Origin of the sequence: Pyxidicoccus sp. MSG2, from assembly GCF_026626705.1 — a bacterium.
Lineage (GTDB): Bacteria > Myxococcota > Myxococcia > Myxococcales > Myxococcaceae > Myxococcus.
This window is the reverse complement of record NZ_JAPNKC010000001.1, coordinates 1,264,420-1,282,956: the sequence shown is the minus strand read 5'-3', so window position 1 is coordinate 1,282,956 and position 18,537 is coordinate 1,264,420. Positions and strand designations below refer to the sequence as shown.

Below are 18,537 nucleotides of genomic sequence, written 5' to 3'. Positions count from 1 at the left end.
CAATACGGTGGCGGCAGGACGGCGAGCCATGAAGGTGCTCATCGTCGAGGACACGAAGACCATCACCAACCTGCTCCAGGTGTACCTGATGGGGTGGGGCCTGGAGTTCTTCGACGCTCCCAACGGCGCGCTGGGGCTCACGCGGGCGCGTGACTTGAAGCCGGACCTCATCATCTCCGACGTGCAGATGCCGGAGATGGACGGCTTCGCCCTCTGTGCGGCGGTGCGGGCGGACCCGAACCTCCACGGCACGCCCTTCATGATGCTCACCTCGCTGAAGGACGACGCGAGCCGGCAGAAGGGCAAGCTGGTGGGTGCGAGCGCGTTCCTCAACAAGCCGGTCTCCGTGGATGACCTGCGCTCGAAGGTGCGCGACATCCTGAAGCTGCCCGCCACCCGGTACTAGGCCCATGCCCGGCGACGACGCGAAGGTGGAGATCGACTATTCCGCGCTGCGGCGGCAGCTCGACGAGGCGAACGCCCTGCTCGAGGGCACGCAGAAGGTGAGTCCGGAGCGGCGGCGCGAGGTGCTCGGCGCGCGCGCCCGGGCGCTGGCCGAGTCGCGCCACGAGGAGCGCCAGGAGGTGCTCTCGGTGCTGGCCTTCCAGGTGGGCGGCGAGCGCTACGCGGTACGCATCGAGCACGTGGACCACGTGCTGGAGGCGCGCGGAATCGCGGCCCTGCCGGGGGCGCCGGGGCACGTGCTGGGCGCGCTGGTGAGCCGCTCGCGCGTGGTGCCGGTGCTGGACCTGCGCCAGTTGCTGGGGTTGGAGGGCGGCGGCATGTCGGACCTGGGCAAGGTGGTGGTGGTGGAACTGGGCGAAGAGTGCTTCGGGCTGGCCGCGGAAGGCGTGGAGGGGCGCAAGGAGCTGCCGAGGACGGAGCTGTCGCAGCCGCCGCCGGGGCCCTTCCTGTTCCTCACGCAAGACAGGTTGACGGTGCTGGACCTGGAGCAGCTCGGGGGGCCCTCGGGCGCGCTGCCAGAGGGGGAATAGAGGCGCGCCATGGACGCACAGCTCTTGCGCAGCATCTGGCCGGTGTTCTCCGCGGAGACGCGCGAGCAGATCCAGGCCATCGGGTCGAAGGTGCTGGGCCTGGAGGGCCCCGCGCAGGAGCGTGAGGCGGACCTGCTGCCGTCCCTCAAGCGCCTGGTGCACAGCCTCAAGGGCTCGGCGGCCAGCCTGGGGTTGGACGACATCGAACAGGTGGTGCACGCCATCGAGGACGGGCTCTCCACCTTCAAGCCGGAGGAGCGGCTGCCGCGCGACGCGGTGGAGTCCATGCTGCGCGGCCTGTCCGCGATTGAGACCGCCATGGGCCGCGGCGACGCGGGCCAGGCGCCCGTGGTGGACGGGCTGGGCGCGGTGCTGTCGGCACTGGGACGCGAGGGCGCGGTGACGGCGCCCGCGGGTGGCGCGAGCGGCGTGGCGAAGGGGCTGGACGCGCTGGAGTCGCTGGAGGCGGCGCTGGGCGCGCTGTGCTCGCCGGACGTGCCGGACCGCGCGGCGGTGGTGCGCACGGCGGTGGAGCGGGCGCGCGCGCTGAGGGGCACGGCCGAGGAGTCCGGGGCGGAGAAGGTGGCCTCGCTGGCGGAGGCCGCGGCGCTGGCCTTCACGCGCATGGAGCCCGGCGGCGACGCCGCGGGCATGGCCGCGTCCGACGTGGCGGGCACGCTGGTGGACCTGCGGGCCGCGCTGGAGGCCTCGGGCGGCGCGGGCGCGGTGGAGCGCGCCGTGGAGGCGCTGCGCTCGGTGCCGACGCCCGCGTCGGCGGAGGGCTCGGGCGTGCAGGCGGCGGCCGGGGCCTCGCAGGCGGTGGGCGGCGCGGCGGACCGCACGGTGCGCGTGTCGGTGAAGACGCTGGAGTCGCTCGCGCTGCAGGTGGAGCTGCTGATGGCGGGCCGGGCGCAGCAGACCCGGCGCGGCGAGGCGCACCGCGTGCTGATGGACGGCATGCACGAGGTGCTGCTGCACCTGGAGCGCGCGTCGTCGCAGCTCACCATGGCGGGCGGCGGGCCGGCGCTGGAGCCGCTGCGCTCGGGCGTGACGCTGATGCGGGGGCTGCAGAAGCGCCTGCTGGAGCTGACGAAGGAGTCGCACCGCGACGGCGAGCAGCTCTCGCTGGTGGTGCAGGTGGCGCGCGATGACCTACGGGACTTGCGCATGGTGCCGGCGTCGACGGTGCTGGAGCCGCTGCGGCGCACGGTGCGCGAGGTATCCGCGCGGCTGAACAAGGACGTGTCGCTGGACCTGGTGGGCGGGGACGTGCGGTTGGACCGGCGCATCCTCGACGCGCTGAAGGACCCGCTGCTGCACCTGGTGCGCAACGCCATCGACCACGGGCTCGAGTCCACGGCGGATCGCCGCGCGGCGGGCAAGTCGGAGACGGGGCGGCTGTGGGTGCGGGTGGAGCCCCGGGGCACGCGCATCGCGGTGGTGGTGGAGGACGACGGCGCGGGCCTGTCTCCGGAGCGGGTGCGGTCCACGGCGGTGCGCCGGGGGCTGCTCACCGCGGAGGCCGCTGAGAAGCTGACGGATGCGCAGGCGGCGCGGTTGGTGTTCCAGCCCGGCTTCTCCACGCGCGAGCAGGTGACGGCCACCTCCGGGCGAGGCGTGGGGCTGGACGTGGTGCAGGCCACCGCACAGCGGCTGCAGGGCTCGGTGGACGTGGACTTCACGGCGGGGAAGGGGACGCGCTTCACGGTGGACCTGCCGCTGACGCTGGCCGCGGCGCTGGGGCTGCTGGTGCGCACGGGCACGACGGTGTCCGCGATTCCCTCCGACAGCGTGAAGCGCGTGCTGCGCCTGTCGCCCCAGGACGTGGGCACGGTGGCGGGCCGCGTGGTGGCGCGCGTGGATGGCGAGCAGCTCACCTTCCTGCCGCTGGCGGAGTCCATCGGCCTGCCGCGGCTGCCCATGGCGCTGGACACGGGGAAGCTGCAGACGGCGGCGCTCCTGTCCGTGGGCGACGACAAGGTGCTGTTCGCCATCGACGAGGTGGTGGGGCAGCAGGAAATCGTCGTCCGCTCGCTCGGGCGGCACGTGCAGGGCGTGCGGCACCTGGCGGGCGCGGCGGTGCTGGACGACGGCCGCGTGGTGCCGGTGCTCAACGCGACGGAGCTGGTGCGGGCGGCCCGGCCGGAGACGCGCTCCTCGCCGGGGACGCAGGCCACGCGGCCTCGCATCCTGGTGTGCGACGACGCGCTCACCACGCGCTTCGCCATGAAGTCGCTGCTCGAAATCGCCGGCTATCCGGTGGTGACGGCGGCGGATGGCGAGGAGGCGTGGGGCGTGCTGGAGCGCTCGCCCTGCCAGCTCGTGGTGAGTGACTGGCAGATGCCCCGGCTGGACGGCGTGGGGCTGGCCCGGCGCATCAAGGCGCACCCGACGCTGCACCGCACGCCCGTCATCCTCGTCACCTCGCTCGACAGCCCGGAGGACCGGGCCGCGGGCCTGGAGGCGGGCGCGGACGGCTACCTCGTCAAGCGCGAGGTGGAACGCGGGAAGCTGCTGGAGTTGGTGCGGCAGCTCCTGCCCGCCTCCTGACGTGGCTCACCCACCGTGCGCCGCGGGCACGGTGTCGTCCGCGGGCAGGTGCACCACGAGCCCGTCTTCGTCCACGGTGGGCAGTGACAGCCCACCGCGCAGCCGCTGTGCGAGGTGCCGCAGCACGGCCGCCGTCTTCTCCGGCAGCGCCCTGCCTCCGCGCGCGTCCACGCGCAGCCGCCACATGTCCGGGTCTTCCGCGGGCTCCACGCGTACCGTCACCGCCGCGCCGGACGCCGCCACGGCCCGCGCCAGCGTGCGCACCAGCAGGTCCACCGAGGTCCTCGGGCCCTTCAGCGCCACGGGCCGGTCCGGCAGCGTCATCGTCACGTCCGCCGCACGGCCTCCGCGCGCCGACGAGAGGAAGGCGGAGCGCAGGAGCGGACGAAGGTCGTCCACGCCCTCGTCCACCCCCTTCGCCAGTCGCCGCTCGATGAGGGCGCCCTGGTCGTTCGCCACGCGCTGCATCCGGTCCAGGTAGCGCTGCATGGCTGGCGTCAGCGGGCCCGCGGTGCCCTTCACCATCATCTCCACGTAGCCCTTCATCACCATCAGCGGCGTGCGCAAATCGTGCGACGCCCGGGAGCGCCGCCGCTCCGCCTGGGACACCGCGCGTTCCAGCCGCTGCTTGGCTTCCAGCAGCCGCGCCTGCCGCGCTCCCGCGTCCACCTCCCGCGCGTACGCGGCCATCAATGAGCCCCCGAAGCGCGCGAGCCGGGCAATCACCTCCTGGTCCGTGGCACCGAGAGGCTCGGGCCACACCACCAGCGCCTGCCGCCGCGCCGTCGTGGCACACGCCCTCGCGGGGGCGGCACGGCCGGCCCTCGCGACACACGTGCGCCCATCATAGAGAGCCGCCCCGGACGCGCCGGTCAGCCGCAGTGCCTCGCGCACCAGGGCCTCCAGCCCCGCGCGCGTGCCACACCGCAGCGCCCGCTCGGCCACCGCCGCGAGCACCCTCTCCACCCTTGCGTCGGGGTTGTCCCCGACGCGCCGCCCACTCCAAGCACCCGCCAGCACGCGCCAAGGTATGGGCATGGTGCGGCCGGGACGCAACACTGCCCACCTTGAGAAGCGGAAGGGCGTGGATCGGAAATCCTTTACCCACGCTGCACCCTGTTCCTCCCGAATTTTTACTGCCCTTGGGGGCAGGGTGATCGCGCAAACCCCTTCAACTCCTCGGAAGTACCCACTGGCCGGGCGTTTGCTAACAGGCATCGCGACGGGCGGCGGAAGGGACGGATGGGGACTCTCGACTACTACGCGGCGATCGCACGACTGGCCCCGGCAGGGCTTGCGCGGAGCGCGGTGCGGCGGGTTCAAGGCGTGGCCAGGCAGGCGCTGTATCGCCGGCGAGAGCGCGCCGACGAGGTCCAGCTCCTCCAGGCCTTCGGCGCGACGGGCGCCGACGAGCTGGCGGACCTGGCCCTGGGCCAGCGCTCCTCGCGCATCTGGTGCGAAATCTCTCATCGGGCCTCGGTGCTCGAGGCGCTCGCCGCGCTGCCTGGTGCCACCGAGCGCGCCCGGGCCCACGCGCACGCCGCGCTCCGTCAGGAGTGGGACCTCTTCGGCACGCGTTTGTCTTTTGGTGAGGGCCGTCCGGTGGACTGGTCCCTGGACCCCATCAGCGGCCACCGCTATCCGGTGGAGCCGGTGGAGCGGATGCCGCTGCACTCGACGGGGAAGGACCCGAAGTACCCGTGGGTGATGGGCCGGCTCGACAGCGCGGTGGCGCTGGCGCAGGGGTATTGGATTTCGACGACGCGCGAGGAGCGCTCGCGCTTCGCCACCGCCTTCGTGGCGCAGACGCTGGACTTCCTGCAGGCCAACCCCGTGGGCATGGGCGTCCACTGGACGTGCGCCATGGAGATTGCCCTGCGCGCGGCGAACCTCGCGCAGGCGCTGGCCATGTTCTCCGACGCGCCCCAGGTGCGCCGGCCGGAGTTCCTGGTGCCGGTGCTGGGCGCGCTCGCCGAGCACACCGCGTGGGTGGAGGCCCACCTCGAGGACAAGGGCGCGGTGCCCAACAACCACCTGGTCTCGAACTACGTGGGACTGCTGGTGGTGGGGCTGCTCTTCCCGGAGCTGCCGGGCGCGCCGCAGCAGGTGGCGCTCGCGGTGGGGGGCCTGCGCGAGCAGATGGTGGCGCAGGTGCACCTCGAGGGCACGTCCTTCGAGGGCTCCATTCCCTATCACCGGCTCTCGGTGGAGCTGTTCGCCCTGGCGTACCTCGCGGCGCGAGGCGCGGGCGTGCCGCTGGGGCCGGCGTACGAGTCACGGCTGCGCCGCATGTTCCACGCCATGCGCGCGTGGTGCTCGGAGCAGGGGCTGGCGCCGCAGATTGGTGACAACGACTCCGGCCGCGTCTTCCCGCTGTGTGAGCGCGAGGACAACGCGCACGGCTACCTGGTGGGACTGGGCGCGGCGCTCTTCGGCGACGCCGGCCTGGGCGGTGGCGAGCTTCCGGACGAGGCGGCGTGGCTGCTGGGCCGTGCGGGCGTGGAGCGCTTCCGCGCGCTTCCCGTCGCGCCCGCGCCGGTGTCGGTGAGTTTTCCGGAAGGTGGTTTTCACATCTTGCGCGGCGCGGGTGCCGTTATCACTGTCTGCGCGGGCAAGCAGGGGCAGGGCGGAGTCGGGGGCCACAGCCACAACGACAAACTTTCTTTCGAGCTCCACCTCGACGGGCGTCCCGTCATCGTGGATCCGGGCACGGGCACGTACACGCGAGACCCGGCCACGCGGAACTGGTTCCGCGGCACTTCGGCGCACAACACGGTGCAGGTGGATGGCGCGGAGCAGTCCACCGTCGACCCGGCGCGGCTGTTCGCGCTGCCGGAAGAGGCGCGGGCTCGCGTGGTGGCCTTCCTTCCCGGGGGCACCGTGGACAGGCTGCTGGTCCGCCACGACGGCTACCGCATGCTGCCGGCGCCGGTGGGCATCGAGCGCACGTTCCGGCTCGACAGGTTCGAGCGCGCGTTGTCGGGGCGCGACAGGTTCATTGGCATGGGCCGGCACGACGTGGTCGGCCGGTTCCACCTGCCGGACGAGCAGGCGCGGATGGTGGCGCCGGATGTGCAAGTGCTGGCCCGCGCGTGCCGGGTGGCGGAAGGGCCGGTCGAGTTCGAGTCGCTCGCGGTGGAGCTGGGCCCACAAGGGGCTCCCCACGCGTGGGTGGTGGTGGAGAAGGGTCTGGCGCTGAAGCTGGCGCCGTCGCGGTATTCGCCAGGGTATGGCCGGGTGGTGTCGGCGCTGGCGGTGGAGTTCCGGGGGCAGGTGACTCCTCCGGTGTGGCTGAGATGGGTGGTTGTCTTCAGGTGAGTGTTGGGTCGGGGCGTGACCGTCATTGACGGCACGTCGCATCAGGAGAGGTGAGGACGATGAGGGTGATGGTTGGCAGCCCGCTGCTGGATCGCATCAAGGCGCGGGACGCGAAGGTCGGGGTCGTGGGTCTGGGTTACGTCGGTCTTCCGCTGGGCATGGCTTTCGCCGAGGCGGGCTTCCCGGTGATGGGGCTCGACATCGACAAGCGGAAGATCGACAAGATTGAAAAGGGCGAGAGCTACATCAAGCACATCCCCAGCGCGCCGCTGGCGGAGCTGAGCAAGTCGGGCAAGCTGAAGGCGACGTCGGACTTCGCGAAGTCGAAGGACATGGACTGCGTCATCATCTGCGTCCCGACGCCGCTCACGGCCTCGCGCGAGCCGGACATGAGCTACATCATCCAGACGGGTGAGGCCCTGGCTCCGTACGTGCGCCGCGGCCAGCTCTTCATCCTCGAGTCCACCACCTACCCTGGGACGACCGAGGAAGTGCTCAAGCCCCTGCTCGAGAAGAACGGCCTCAAGGCGGGCGTGGACTTCTACCTGGCCTTCAGCCCCGAGCGTGAAGATCCGGGCAACAAGAACTTCAACACCAAGACGATTCCGAAGATCGTCGGCGGCTACTCTCCCGAGTGCGCCGAGGTGGCCTGCGCCCTCTACGGCAGCGCGCTGAAGGAAGTGGTGCCGGTCTCCTCCACCCGCGTGGCGGAGCTGTCCAAGCTGCTGGAGAACATCTTCCGCTGCGTCAACATCGCCATGGTCAACGAGATGAAGATGCTCTGCGACCGCATGAACGTGGACGTGTGGGAGGTCATCCAGGCCGCCAGCACCAAGCCCTTCGGCTTCATGCCCTTCTTCCCGGGCCCCGGCCTCGGTGGGCACTGCATCCCCATCGACCCGTTCTACCTGACGTGGAAGGCGCGCGAGTTCGAGTTCCACACCAAGTTCATCGAGCTGGCCGGCGAGGTGAACTGGCAGATGCCCTACTACGTGGTGCAGCGCACCATGGAGGCGCTCAACAACAACAAGAAGACGCTCAACGGCGCCAGGGTCCTCTGCATCGGCGCGGCGTACAAGAAGGACATCGACGACATGCGCGAGAGTCCGTCTCTGCGCATCATGACCCTGCTCAAGGAGAAGGGCGCGGAGCTCGAGTACCACGACCCGTACGTCCCCGAGCTCCACAAGGGCCATGGCTTCAACATGGAGATGAAGTCGGTGCCGCTGAACACCGAGAAGCTCGGCGAGTACGACGCGGTCCTCATCCTCACGGACCACTCGAACATCGACTACAGCGCGGTGGTGGCGAACGCGAACATCGTCATCGACACCCGCAACGCGACGAAGAACGTCAGCAAGGGCCGCGAGAAGGTGACGAAGGCCTGAGCTTCTGACGAGGAGTTGCCCGGATACCGACCCTCCGGGCAAGGGTCCTCGCCTGCCGGACGTCGGGAGGGGCGTCTGGAGGCGAGGACCTGCTCGTGTTGTGTCAGGGGTTGGATAGAGTGGGGAGGTGCGAACCTTCCTTCGTCCCGTACTCCCCCTGCTGGTGGCCTCGGCGGTGCTGATGGCGGCGGCGCCCGCGCCGGATGCCCGCGTGACGCTGCTCGACGCCATGGCGAGCGAGCTGGCGCGCAACCAGCAGCAATTGAAGATGCAGAGCCATGAGCCGCCGTACTTCATGAGCTATCAGCTCAAGGACTACGAGCAGACCGCTGTCGCGGCGCGCTATGGCGCCATCTTCATGGACGACAGCTACCGTGAGCGGAAGCTGTATGTCGACGTGCGGGTGGGCAGCTACGACTTCGACAGCTCCGTGCCGGAGGGCTTCGAGTTCAGCTTCTCCACCAAGGGCACCAGCTACATCTCGCGCAAGGAAGGGCCGCTGGATGACTCGCCGCTGGCGCTGCGCACCGCGCTGTGGCTCATCACCGACGAGAAGTACAAGTCGGCGCTCTTCCAGTACCTGAAGAAGAAGGGCGAGGACGTCTACTCGGTGGAGGACCCGAAGCGGCCTCCGTCCTTCACGAAGGAGAAGCCGAGCACCCTCGTGCAGCCAGCCGTGCCCGCCCCGTTCAACCGGGAGCGCTGGGTGAAGCTGTCGCGCGAGGTGTCCGGCCTGTTCAACGCCCACCCGGAGTTGTTCGACTCGGAGGTGCGCGTCACCGCGGACAAGGTGACGCGGCTGTTCGTGTCCACCGAGGGCAGCCGCATCATCTCCGAGGAGGTGCTGTACGGCCTGCACGTCTCCGCGGTGACGCGGGCGCCGGACGGGCAGCTCTTGGACGACTCGCGCGACTTCTACTCGCCCACGGAGGTGGGGCTGCCGGACGACGCGAAGGTGCGCGAGGCGGCGGCGAAGGTCATCGAGGAGCTGCTCGCGCTGCGCGCGGCGCCGGCCATCGACCCGTACACGGGCCCGGCCATCCTCGCGCCCGAGGCCTCCGGCGTGCTCTTCCACGAGGCGGTGGGGCACCGGCTGGAGGGCGACAGGCAGGACGGGGACAACGAGGGCAAGACGTTCAAGGGCCAGGTGGGCAAGGCGGTGCTGCCCACGTTCCTCTCCATCCACGACGACCCGTCGCTGAAGGTGCTCAACGGGGAGCCGCTCAACGGCTACTACCAGTTCGACGAAGAAGGCGTGAAGGGGCAGCGCGTGACGCTGGTGGAGAAGGGCGTGCTGCGCAATTACCTGCTGGGACGCCGGCCCGCGGAAGGGTTCCTCCAGTCCAACGGGCACGGGCGCAGCCAGGGCACGCTGAAGCCCGTGGCGCGCATGGCGAACCTCATCGTGGACAGCACGAAGGCGGTGAGCGACGCGGAGCTGAAGAAGCTGCTCATCAACGAGGCGAAGCGGCAGGGCAAGCCCTATGGCCTCATCATCCGCGACATCACCGGGGGCAACACCAATACGTCCAACTACGGCTACCAGGCCTTCAAGGGCGTGCCGCGCATGGTGTACCGGGTGGACGTGAAGACGGGCCAGGAGTCGCTGGTGCGCGGCGTGGAAATCGTCGGCACGCCGCTGTCGGCGGTGAACCGCATCCTCGCGTCCGGGCAGAAGCAGGGCATCTTCAACGGCTTCTGCGGCGCGGAGAGCGGCAACGTGCCGGTGTCCACCGTGGCGCCCGCGATTCTCCTCCAGGAGATGGAGCTGCAGCGGGCCATGGAGGGCAAGGACCGTCCGCCCATCCTCGCCAGCCCCGCGGCCCTGAAGGAGCCGGCGGTGCAGAAGGTCTCACCGTAGTTTCCGTGCGCGGGCGTGGCCGTGGCTCCGGTGGAGGGGTCGTCCTCCAGCGGGCTCACGGTGTGCCCGCACCTGCGCTTGGGGGCGTCCTCCGCCCTGGCGGGTGGTGTGGCCGTACCTGCGCTCGGGGGCACTTGCTTGTGCCCCCGTGACTTGCGTCTCATGAAGGCGATGCGCTCCGTCCGCTTCCTCGCGCTGCTCGTGCTCACCGTGGCCACTGCCGCGGTCGCCCAGCCCGCGTCCTCCGTGCCGGCCTCGCTGGAGCTGGGCCATGAGGACCGGTTGGGGACGGAAGGGGGCTTCGAGCTGCGCTCGGTGGAGTACGTGCTGGATGGCCAGCCCCTGGCAGCGCAGGCGGAAGGTGGGCGGTCGCCGCTCGCGCCCGGCATGCACGAGCTGGACGTGCGAGCGGTGTATGAGGGGCGCTCGCCGGTCTTCTCCTACGTAGACGGCTACCGCTTCGTGATGCGCGGCCGCGTCACGCTGGACGCGCGCCCCGGCGAGGTGGTGCGAATCACCTCCACCTCCTTCGCGCGCGAGGGCGTCACGGTGCAGTGGCAGCAGCGCCCGGCCTTCGTGCTCGCGGGCCTGCCGCGAGAGGCCGTGGTGGGAATCGAATACGGGCCGGTGGAGAACCTGCCGCTCGCGGAGGCCGCCGCCCTGCGCGCGGTGGACGAGGTGCTCGCCGAGGCCCGGCGCCGCGTGCCCGAGTCCCTGGCTCGCGCGGAGGTGTCCGCCTCGTGCGCGCTCGAGCCCGTCTTCTTCCGTCACTTCGACTCGCGGCTCAGCCCCGAGGCGGAGGCCGTGCTGCGGCGCTCGGCGGCGTGCCTGCTCCAGCAGCCGGCGCTGCGCGTGCGCCTGCAAGGGCACGCCGACGCGAGCGGGCTCGAGTCCGTCAACGCGTCGCTGGGCCAGGGCCGCGCGCAGTCCGTGGCCGCGTACCTCTTGTCTCTTGGCGTGGAGGGCGCGCGGCTGGTGCTGGAGTCGCAGGGAGATGCACGGCCGCCGTGCACGGAGCACTCGCCCGAGTGCTTCGCGAAGAGCCGCCGCGTGGAGCTGGTCGCGGAGCCGTCGGGCCCCTGAGGCGGCTTCAGTTCTGGAAGCGCGCGCCAGAGGCGGCGAGCAGGCCGTGGACGTGCGCGGGCTGGAAGGGCTTGGTGAGCAGCGGGTTTCCCACCTGCTCGACGAAGCGCTGCGTGTCGGGAGTGAAGACGCCGCCGGTGATGAAGGCGATGCGCTCGTGCAGGCCCGGCCAGGACTCACGGACGGCCTTGTACACGTCGATGCCGGTCAGCTCCGGCATCATCAAGTCGCAGAGGATGAGGTCGAAGGCGCGGTCGGTGCGCAGCCACTCCAGGGCCTCGCGGCCATTGGCGGCGGTGACCAGCTCGTGCCCGCGCAGCATCCGGCGCAGCAGGTCCAGCACACGCGGCTCGTCGTCCACCGCCAGCACGCGCCGGCCGCTGGACGGCGGCACCCGCTCCTCGACAGCGTCCTTCGTCGGGGCGAGCTCGAGGCGCGGCAGGCGCACCTCCACGGTGGTGCCCTGGCCGGGCTCGCTGCTCACCATCATCCCGCCGCCCAGCGCGTTGACGATGTCCCGGCAGATGGCCAGGCCCAGGCCCATGCCCCCACCCATGCGGCGCGTGGTGAAGAAGGGGTCGAAGATGCGGGGAAGCACCTCCGGGGCAATGCCGCGGCCCGTGTCGGTGATGGCGAGCACCACCCCCGCCACCGAGCTGCGCAGCGAAACGGTGAGCCGGTTCTCCGAGTAGCGCCCCTCGGGGATGGCCTGCGCCGCGTTGAGCACGAGGTTGAGCACCACCTGGCCCAGCTTCGTCGTGGTGCCGCGCACGCGGGGAAGCTCCGCGTCGTACTCGCGCACCACCTGCGCGCGGTGGCGGAGCTGGTTGGCGGCCATGCGCAGGGTGCTCTCGACGACGGCCTTGAGGTCCACCGCCTCTTCCTCGCCGGTGTCCCCGCGCGAGAAGGCCCCGAGGTCCGCGACGATGCGCCGGATGCGCCGCGCGCCCTCCAGCGCCTCGTCCAGCACCTGGTGGCACTCGTCCACGCCGTCCGGCGTCTGGGGAGAGGGCAGCTGCTGCTTCAGGAACTCCAGGTTGCCCGTCGTGTACGCGAGCGGGTTGTTGATTTCGTGCGCGAGCCCCGCGGCGATGATGCCCAGCGAGCGGGCACGCTGCTCCCCCTCCTTCTCCTGGAGCAGCAGCGCGTCGCGCCGCTTGCGCTCCAGCGCCGTCACCAGCGCGCTGCCCGTCAGCCCCAGCAGGTGCAGCTCCTCCGGCGTCCAGTTGCGGGGCGCGCCCACCGAGTCGAAGCCCATCCACCCGACGAGCCGGCCCCCGAGCGACAGGGGCGCGTTGACGTAGGCGCGCACGCGCCTCGCGGCGAAGGCGCCACGGTCGGCGGCGGCCTCGGGCGGGAGCATGGACGGGTCCGAGACAGTCACCGTCCGGCCCGCCTGGAACTGTTGCATCGTCCACGAGAGGTCGGCGGTGGAGCCGCCGCGGAAGCCCTCCAGGCCAAAGGGCTCCGTGCCCGGCGCGCACCACTCGTACGCGTCCGTCACCTGGGCCGCGTCCTCGGACAGCAGGCCCACGTAGCAGCGCTGTGCGCGCACGTGCTGGCCGAGCAACTCGAGCGCGGCGCGGATGCCCGACTCCATCTCCTCGGGCGGAAGGTTGAGCAGCCGGTGGGTGGTGTCGGCGATCAGCGCGCTGCGCTCCAGCAGCAGCCCCAGCTCGCCGCGCATCTGCCGGAGCGCGTCCACCTCCCGCCGCAGGGCGAGGTGGGCCTCCTCACCCACGCCGGAGGCGTCCGGCGCGCACAGGCGCTCCAGAACCGCCTCCGACTGCTGGAGGCGCTCCAGCAGTGTCCGCGATTCAGAGACCTCGCTGGACGCGTCCTGCCGTGCGCCTGGCTGCTCGACCATGAACTCACCCCTCGGGTCCGGGCGGCACTTCCCCAAGTGTCACCCGGATTCCAACGCGGCGAGAATAATGTCATTAACTTGTTAGGTGCATCCAGTGTGCACTTTTAAAAAGTGCAAGCGGCCGAAAACTCAGGGGGCGGTGGGAGGCGGGGCGGAGGGGGCCGGGCGCTGGGGGGCGAGCTTCCGGCCGCCCTTGAAGCCGCGCCAGCGGACGTAGTTCCGGAAATCCTGGAGGAAGAGTTCGGGCTTCAGGCCCACGGCCTCGGCGAAGGCGGTGGAGAAGTCGGGGCCGCGGCTCATGGCGTGGAGGACGCCGCGCACGGTGGGCTCGCCGTAGCGGCGCACCAGGAAGGTGAAGGCGTGGTGGGCGGCGGCGTACACGATGTCGCTCTCGCCCTGGTACAGCGTGTCCGCCTGGGACAGCGGGTCCGCGGTGGGGTGGGTGCGCCAGTAGCGCTCCAAATCATCCAGGCTGGGGACGCGGTAGCCCTGCTCGGCGGTGTACGAGGCCATGCCCTCGCGGAACCAGAGGGGGATGCCCTTGCGCGTCCAACCCATCCGGTCGGAGGCCACCTGGTACATGAGGCTGTGGGTGAGCTCGTGCAGCAGCAGCTCGTCCACCTGGGACTGGCTGGCGCCGAGCAGCGTCCAGGTGCTGGGGCTCTGGAGCTCTATCTGCTCGTAGCGGGCCCAGGCGCGGAGGAAGTCGTAGCCGGAGCGGTTGGCGGCGCGCTCGAGGGCGGCGTGGTTGGGGTGGACGACGATGGTGACGGAGTCGTCGAAGGTGCCCCAGCGGGCCAGCTTCGGGAGGGCGCGCTCCACGGCGAGCCGCACCTGGCTGGCGGCGGTGGTGTCCTTCTCGCGGTACTCGACTTCGATGCGGGCGCCGGCGGTGGGCGTCTTCATGGCCACGTTGCCGTCAGCCTGGGTGGAGGGGGCCTCGGCGGGCACGCTGGTGCTGCGGGTGCTGGCGCAGCCCGTGAGCCAGCCGGCGACGAGCAGCGCCGCCACCCGGCCGGGACTCCACCCGCGCTGCGTCCTTCCCCGCTTCACGTGTCTCACTCCGCCCCGAGCCAGCGCAGCACCGCGCGCCCCACGTCGGCCACGGTGGAGAAGGCCTCCACCTCCGGCGCGGGAGGCCCGAAGTAGAGCACGGGCACGAGGTGGAGGGTGTGGCCTCGCGTGGAGAGGTCCTCCACATTGCCGTGGTCACTACAGACGAGCACGCGAGCGTCCGCCGGGCGGGTGGCCACCACGGCCCGGGCGAAGGCGTCGAAGGTGTCCAGCGCGGACAGGGCGGCTGTCAGGTCCTGGGCATGTCCGGCCTCATCCGCCAGATAGTGTTCGAAGTAGGTGAAGTCCGCGCCGGAGGCGACGTGCCAGAAGACGTGGGCGGCCTCCTCGGGCGTGCGCTCGGGCACGGACAGGCCGTGGGCGCGGGCGGCGGCGCCGGTGATGTCGGGGGTGAGGCCGTCCCCGGCGCGCGCGTCGTCCAGTGTCCGCAGGAGTACGCCGCCGGCGGTGAAGGCCAGCTTGGCGGCGGAGGGCTTCACCTTGCGCCGGGCCTCGGGGGCGATGGTGAACTCGGGCGGCGAGGTGCTCTCGCGGCGGGGCACGCCCATCGCGTCCAGGTACGGGGCGGGGTAGGCGTTGGCGAAGGTGGCGGTGCGGCCGGCGGCCCCCAGGCGCTTCACGATGGAGCGGTCCGCCATCAGCCCACGCAGGGGGGCGTTGGGGTAGCCGAGGACGTGGCTGCCGAGCAGGGCGGGGGCGGGGTCTCCGGTGAGGATGGCCGTCTGATTGGAGGCCGACTGCGGCCGGCCGGCCACGCCGAAGGTGGTGTCCACGGGGATGTAACGGCCGCCCTCGGGGAGCGAGGGGCCCGGGGCGTCCTGGAAGCAGGAAAGCAGGTGGTCCCGGTGGGCAAGCGGGTTGATGGCCGGGTCCTTCCGGCCGATGCCCACGCCATCGATGAACAGGACCGCGACGCGCACTGAAGTCGACTGTATCCTCGAACCTGACAGCATGGCCCTCCACGGCGACCTCTTCAGCTATCCGCTTCCCGAGTTCCTTCAATGGTTGGACGGCTCCCGCAAGACGGGAACGCTCCAGCTCTCCTGGGAGGCCGGCGAGCGGAAGCTCTTCGTGCTCTCCGGGCAGGTCAGTGCCACGGCCTCCGAGGGACTTCGGGGGAGGGTGGCGAGGCTCCTCACACTGGGGAAGCTGGCGTCGGGGACGAAGGTGCTGGCGGCCTTCGACGAACTGGCGCGCAACCCGGACGTGGATGCGGCGTTCGACTCGCATGGCCTGCAGGCGCGGTGGATTCGGGACCTGGGCCGCGAGGAATTGTTCGCGGCGATGACGGACCTGACCATCGCCGCGCGGGGCACGTTCCACTGGACGGAGGACGCGGACCGCTCGGGCGAGGACTGGGTGCCGTCGGACATGAGCATCCGCGAGCTGCTCTTCGAGTCGCTGCGCTGGGTGGATGAGCAGCCGGACGTGGACAAGGCGCTGCCGATTGATGCGTTGAGCGTGAAGGCGCTGGCGCCGCCGAGCGCGAGCCAGCCGCTGATGCACCGGCTCATCCTGGGGCTGTGCTCGTCACCGCAGAACCTGGGGCGGCTGCGTCTGTCGATGGGCGTGTCGCGCTCGTCGGCGACGCGGCGGGTGTACGAGTTGCTGCGGGCGAAGCTGGTGGAGGTGGACGGGGCGCCGCAGGTGGAGGCGGACCCGGTGGCGGAGATGCTGGAGAAGGGCGCGGTGCTGATGCGCGAGGGCCAGTTCGACGCGGCGGGCATCGTCTGCGCGTCCCTGCTGGCCAGCGACCCCGCGGACCGGCGCGTGCGCGAGTTCGCCCGGCTGGTGCAGCGCGAGCACGTGGCGGCGCTCTATACGGACATGCCGCCGCTGGTGGTGCCGGTGCTGATGCATGACCCGCAGGGCTTCTCCATGCTCAAGCCGGAGGAGCGGCAGATTGTCGGGCTCGTGAGCGGGACGTGGGACGTGTCCACGCTCGTACTGGCGAGCCCCGCGCGCGAATTGGAGACGCTCAAGACGCTGGCGAAGCTCTTGCGGATGGGGCTGCTGCGGCTCACGTATCCGCGCTGAGACTTCAGCGCGGAGGCGCGCTACTCCGCGTTCGGCAGCCCCACGGCGTTGAGCCGGACGAACACCTGCATCAGCACGTAGAGGGCGAAGGCGGCATCATCCACGCGGATGTGCTGCTGCGTGGCCATCCCCTGGAACCGGAGCAGGTCCGCCCCGTCCACGCGGAGCAGGAACGCCTGCTGCGCCAGCGGGCCCTCACCGGCGTAGGCCAGCGCGCGACGGATGGCGTCCGTGCACGCGGTGACGCACGTCGTGTAGTCGCCCGACATGAACGCGGCCTCGGCGGCGCGGGCATGGTCGAACATGTCCCCCGAGGCCAGTGCGCTCGCCGCGCCCAGGAGCTTCGGGCCCGTCTGGGGCGCGACGACGGAGGCCGGTTCGATTCGCGGCGCCGCCACGGCCACGGGCGCCACGCGCGGCACCGGCGTCGGGGCCAGGGCGGGCGCGGGGCCTCCGCCGAAGGCCATGGACGGGTGCTGCGGCTGCCCGGGGTGCTGCGGCTGCTGCCGGTTTTGAAGGTGCTGGGTGAGCTGCGCCTCCAGGCCCGCGGGCTGCGGCCCTCCGGCCGGAGCCGCGGGGCGCGGCGGCGGAACGATGCGCTTGGAGCGCAGGTCCTTGATGACCAGCCGCGTAATCGCCTTCAGCGTGTCCAGCACCCCGCGCCCGTTGGCGGCGGCGGTCTCGAACTCGGGCACGCCGCGCGGGTTGAGCTCCTTGCGGAGCTCTTCCACCGGCAGCACGCCTTCCAAATCCCGCTTGTTCCACTGCATCACCAGCGGGAAGCGGTCCAGGCGGATGCCGTGCTCGAAGAGGTTCTCCTCCAGGTTGGCGAGGGACTCGCGGTTGGCGTCCATCGCCTCCGGCTGCGAGTCCGCCACGAACACCACGCCGTCGGCGCCCTGGAGCACCAGCTTGCGGGTGGCGTTGTAGAAGACCTGGCCCGGCACGGTGTAGAGCGCGAGCCGCACGGAGCAGTCGCCCACGCGCTCCACCTTCACGGGGAGGAAGTCGAAGAAGAGGGTCCGGTCTCCCTCCGTGGCGATGGACATCATCTCGCCACGGTGCGCGGGGCGGACCGTCTCGTAGATCTTCCGCAAGGTGGTCGTCTTCCCCGACAGGCCAGGCCCGTAGAAGACAATCTTCGCGGCCACCTCGCGGGCCATCAGGTTCACGCTGCTCACGGTGTCAGCTTACCTAGAACGACTCGACGCCTCGCGCCAGTTGCGGACGGAACATTCGCCGCCGTCCCCACCAGGTGCTCGGCCGCCAGGAGGGCGAAGAGGGCTGCCTCCTTCGCCCCTTCCGGGAAACCGAGAGCTTCCAGCATGTGGACGGGCAGGGGAGCCAGCCGGGCGCGAAGCCGCTCCATCAGCGCCGGATTCCGCGTTCCTCCCCCCGAGGCATACATCCCCTCCATCCCCGGGAAGCGCGGGAGGAGCCACGTCTCGCAGGCCCGGGCGATGCTCTCCACGGTGAGCTCCAGCGCCGTGGCCATCAAGTCGTAGGGCCGCTGCGCGTGCCGCGCCCAGAGCCGGTCCACCAGCACCGCGCCGAAGCTCTCGCGACCGGCGCTCCGGGGCGGGGGCAGGGCCAGGAAGGGGTGCGCCAGCAGTTCCGCGAGCACCTCCGGAATCACGTGGCCCCGCCGTGACAGGGTGCCGTCCAGGTCGCAGGTCAGCCGCCCCTGTGTGACATGCCGGGCCAGCCCGTCCAGCACCATGTTGCCGGGGCCGGTATCGAAGGCGACGGTGTCCTCGAGCCGCGCGCCGACGACGCTGACATTGCCGATGCCGCCGAGGTTGAGGAGGGCGCGCGGGGCGCCGCGGCCGCGGAAGACGGCCCAGTCGAGGTAGGGCACCAGCGGCGCGCCATGGCCTCCGGCGGCCACGTCCCGCGTGCGGAAGTCGCTGATGACGGGCACGCCGGTGCGCTCGGCGATGACGGCGGGCTCGCCAATCTGCAGGGTGGAGGGCGTCCCGTCCGCGCCCGGCGGCACGTGCGCCATCGTCTGGCCGTGCGAGCCGATGGCGGCCACCTGCTCTGGTGACACCCCGGCGCGCGCCATGACCTGCCGGGCGGCGTCCGCGAAGTGCTCGGCCAGTTCGAAGTTGAGCCGGCTCAGCGAGCCCGCGTCCTGCGGCCCCAGCACCCGCGTCACCAACTCGCGAGGGAAGGGCACGGACACATGGGCCAGGAGCTTCAGCCGCACGTCCTCACCCGTCCCCGTCACCTCGCACAGGGCCGCCTCCACGGCGTCCACGCTGGTGCCGGACAGCAGGCCCACGCAGAGGCGGGGCTGGCGCGCGTCGGAGAGGGGTGGGTGCAGGCGCATACCGGGAGTGTAAGCCCCGGGGGCCACGCCCC

Annotated in this window: 14 protein-coding genes; 8 read left to right on the top strand and 6 right to left on the bottom strand. The window is 71.3% G+C overall.

The window, feature by feature from the left end; all coding sequences use genetic code 11:
- The first annotated feature begins 28 nt into the window (after positions 1-28).
- Genes OV427_RS05300 through OV427_RS05290 form a run of 3 tightly spaced genes read left to right on the top strand, consistent with a single transcriptional unit; the run spans position 29 to position 3,545 of the window.
- A complete protein-coding gene (locus OV427_RS05300) occupies positions 29-406 on the top strand; it encodes a response regulator (protein WP_163996947.1) in 378 nt (125 codons plus the stop codon).
- Between the two features lie 4 nt (positions 407-410).
- The gene (locus OV427_RS05295) at positions 411-995 is read left to right on the top strand and encodes a chemotaxis protein CheW (RefSeq protein WP_267855019.1); all 585 of its coding nucleotides are present in this window, start codon (positions 411-413) and stop codon (positions 993-995) included.
- Positions 996-1,004: 9 nt separating this feature from the next.
- A complete protein-coding gene (locus tag OV427_RS05290) occupies positions 1,005-3,545 on the top strand; it encodes a hybrid sensor histidine kinase/response regulator (RefSeq protein WP_267855018.1) in 2,541 nt (846 codons plus the stop codon).
- 6 nt (positions 3,546-3,551) lie between these two features.
- Here OV427_RS05290 and OV427_RS05285 read toward each other — a convergent pair whose 3' ends face one another.
- Entirely contained in the window at positions 3,552-4,511 is a 960-nt protein-coding gene (locus OV427_RS05285) for a sensor histidine kinase (RefSeq protein ID WP_267855017.1), read from the bottom strand.
- Positions 4,512-4,787: 276 nt separating this feature from the next.
- On the opposite strand from OV427_RS05285, the gene OV427_RS05280 reads away from it, so the two are divergent.
- The 4 genes from OV427_RS05280 (at position 4,788) to OV427_RS05265 (ending at position 11,195) form a co-directional block, all read left to right on the top strand.
- The gene (locus OV427_RS05280) at positions 4,788-6,863 is read left to right on the top strand and encodes an alginate lyase family protein (protein WP_267855016.1); all 2,076 of its coding nucleotides are present in this window, start codon (positions 4,788-4,790) and stop codon (positions 6,861-6,863) included.
- A gap of 68 nt (positions 6,864-6,931) precedes the next feature.
- Positions 6,932-8,251 (top strand): nucleotide sugar dehydrogenase, encoded by a 1,320-nt coding sequence (locus tag OV427_RS05275; RefSeq protein ID WP_324290052.1) that lies wholly within the window; start codon positions 6,932-6,934, stop codon positions 8,249-8,251.
- 181 nt (positions 8,252-8,432) lie between these two features.
- Positions 8,433-10,112, top strand: a complete 1,680-nt coding sequence (locus OV427_RS05270) for a TldD/PmbA family protein (RefSeq protein ID WP_267863364.1) — start codon at positions 8,433-8,435, stop codon at positions 10,110-10,112.
- Between the two features lie 171 nt (positions 10,113-10,283).
- Positions 10,284-11,195 carry an OmpA family protein gene (locus tag OV427_RS05265; protein WP_267855015.1) on the top strand — a complete coding sequence of 304 codons (912 nt, stop codon included), beginning with the start codon at positions 10,284-10,286 and terminating at the stop codon, positions 11,193-11,195.
- 7 nt (positions 11,196-11,202) lie between these two features.
- Here OV427_RS05265 and OV427_RS05260 read toward each other — a convergent pair whose 3' ends face one another.
- The 3 genes from OV427_RS05260 to OV427_RS05250 form a co-directional block, all read right to left on the bottom strand.
- Positions 11,203-13,062, bottom strand: coding sequence for an ATP-binding protein (locus tag OV427_RS05260; RefSeq protein WP_267855014.1), 1,860 nt, complete (start codon positions 13,060-13,062; stop codon positions 11,203-11,205).
- Between the two features lie 129 nt (positions 13,063-13,191).
- The gene (locus OV427_RS05255) at positions 13,192-14,115 is read right to left on the bottom strand and encodes a hypothetical protein (RefSeq protein ID WP_267855013.1); all 924 of its coding nucleotides are present in this window, start codon (positions 14,113-14,115) and stop codon (positions 13,192-13,194) included.
- Between the two features lie 5 nt (positions 14,116-14,120).
- On the bottom strand, positions 14,121-15,056 hold the full coding sequence (locus OV427_RS05250) for a metalloenzyme (RefSeq protein WP_267855012.1): 936 nt from the start codon (positions 15,054-15,056) through the stop codon (positions 14,121-14,123).
- Positions 15,057-15,087: 31 nt separating this feature from the next.
- On the opposite strand from OV427_RS05250, the gene OV427_RS05245 reads away from it, so the two are divergent.
- The gene (locus OV427_RS05245; protein ID WP_267855011.1) at positions 15,088-16,173 is read left to right on the top strand and encodes a DUF4388 domain-containing protein; all 1,086 of its coding nucleotides are present in this window, start codon (positions 15,088-15,090) and stop codon (positions 16,171-16,173) included.
- Between the two features lie 20 nt (positions 16,174-16,193).
- Here the strand turns inward: OV427_RS05245 and OV427_RS05240 are convergent, their stop codons facing one another.
- Positions 16,194-17,354 carry a GTP-binding protein gene (locus tag OV427_RS05240; RefSeq protein WP_267855010.1) on the bottom strand — a complete coding sequence of 387 codons (1,161 nt, stop codon included), beginning with the start codon at positions 17,352-17,354 and terminating at the stop codon, positions 16,194-16,196.
- Positions 17,351-18,532: an anhydro-N-acetylmuramic acid kinase gene (locus OV427_RS05235; RefSeq protein ID WP_267855009.1), complete on the bottom strand. Its 1,182-nt coding sequence runs from the start codon at positions 18,530-18,532 to the stop codon at positions 17,351-17,353. The genes OV427_RS05240 and OV427_RS05235 overlap by 4 nt, the downstream gene beginning before the upstream one ends.
- Positions 18,533-18,537 lie beyond the last annotated feature (5 nt).

Coding starts and splice junctions, on each gene's coding strand:
- OV427_RS05270 (WP_267863364.1), top strand. CDS start 8,433: ATGGCGGCGGCGCCCGCGCCGGATGCCCGCGTGACGCTGCTCGACGCC.
- OV427_RS05290 (WP_267855018.1), top strand. CDS start 1,005: ATGGACGCACAGCTCTTGCGCAGCATCTGGCCGGTGTTCTCCGCGGAG.
- OV427_RS05300 (WP_163996947.1), top strand. CDS start 29: ATGAAGGTGCTCATCGTCGAGGACACGAAGACCATCACCAACCTGCTC.
- OV427_RS05245 (WP_267855011.1), top strand. CDS start 15,088: ATGGCCCTCCACGGCGACCTCTTCAGCTATCCGCTTCCCGAGTTCCTT.
- OV427_RS05280 (WP_267855016.1), top strand. CDS start 4,788: ATGGGGACTCTCGACTACTACGCGGCGATCGCACGACTGGCCCCGGCA.
- OV427_RS05265 (WP_267855015.1), top strand. CDS start 10,284: ATGCGCTCCGTCCGCTTCCTCGCGCTGCTCGTGCTCACCGTGGCCACT.
- OV427_RS05295 (WP_267855019.1), top strand. CDS start 411: ATGCCCGGCGACGACGCGAAGGTGGAGATCGACTATTCCGCGCTGCGG.
- OV427_RS05260 (WP_267855014.1), bottom strand. CDS start 13,062: ATGGTCGAGCAGCCAGGCGCACGGCAGGACGCGTCCAGCGAGGTCTCT.
- OV427_RS05275 (WP_324290052.1), top strand. CDS start 6,932: ATGGTTGGCAGCCCGCTGCTGGATCGCATCAAGGCGCGGGACGCGAAG.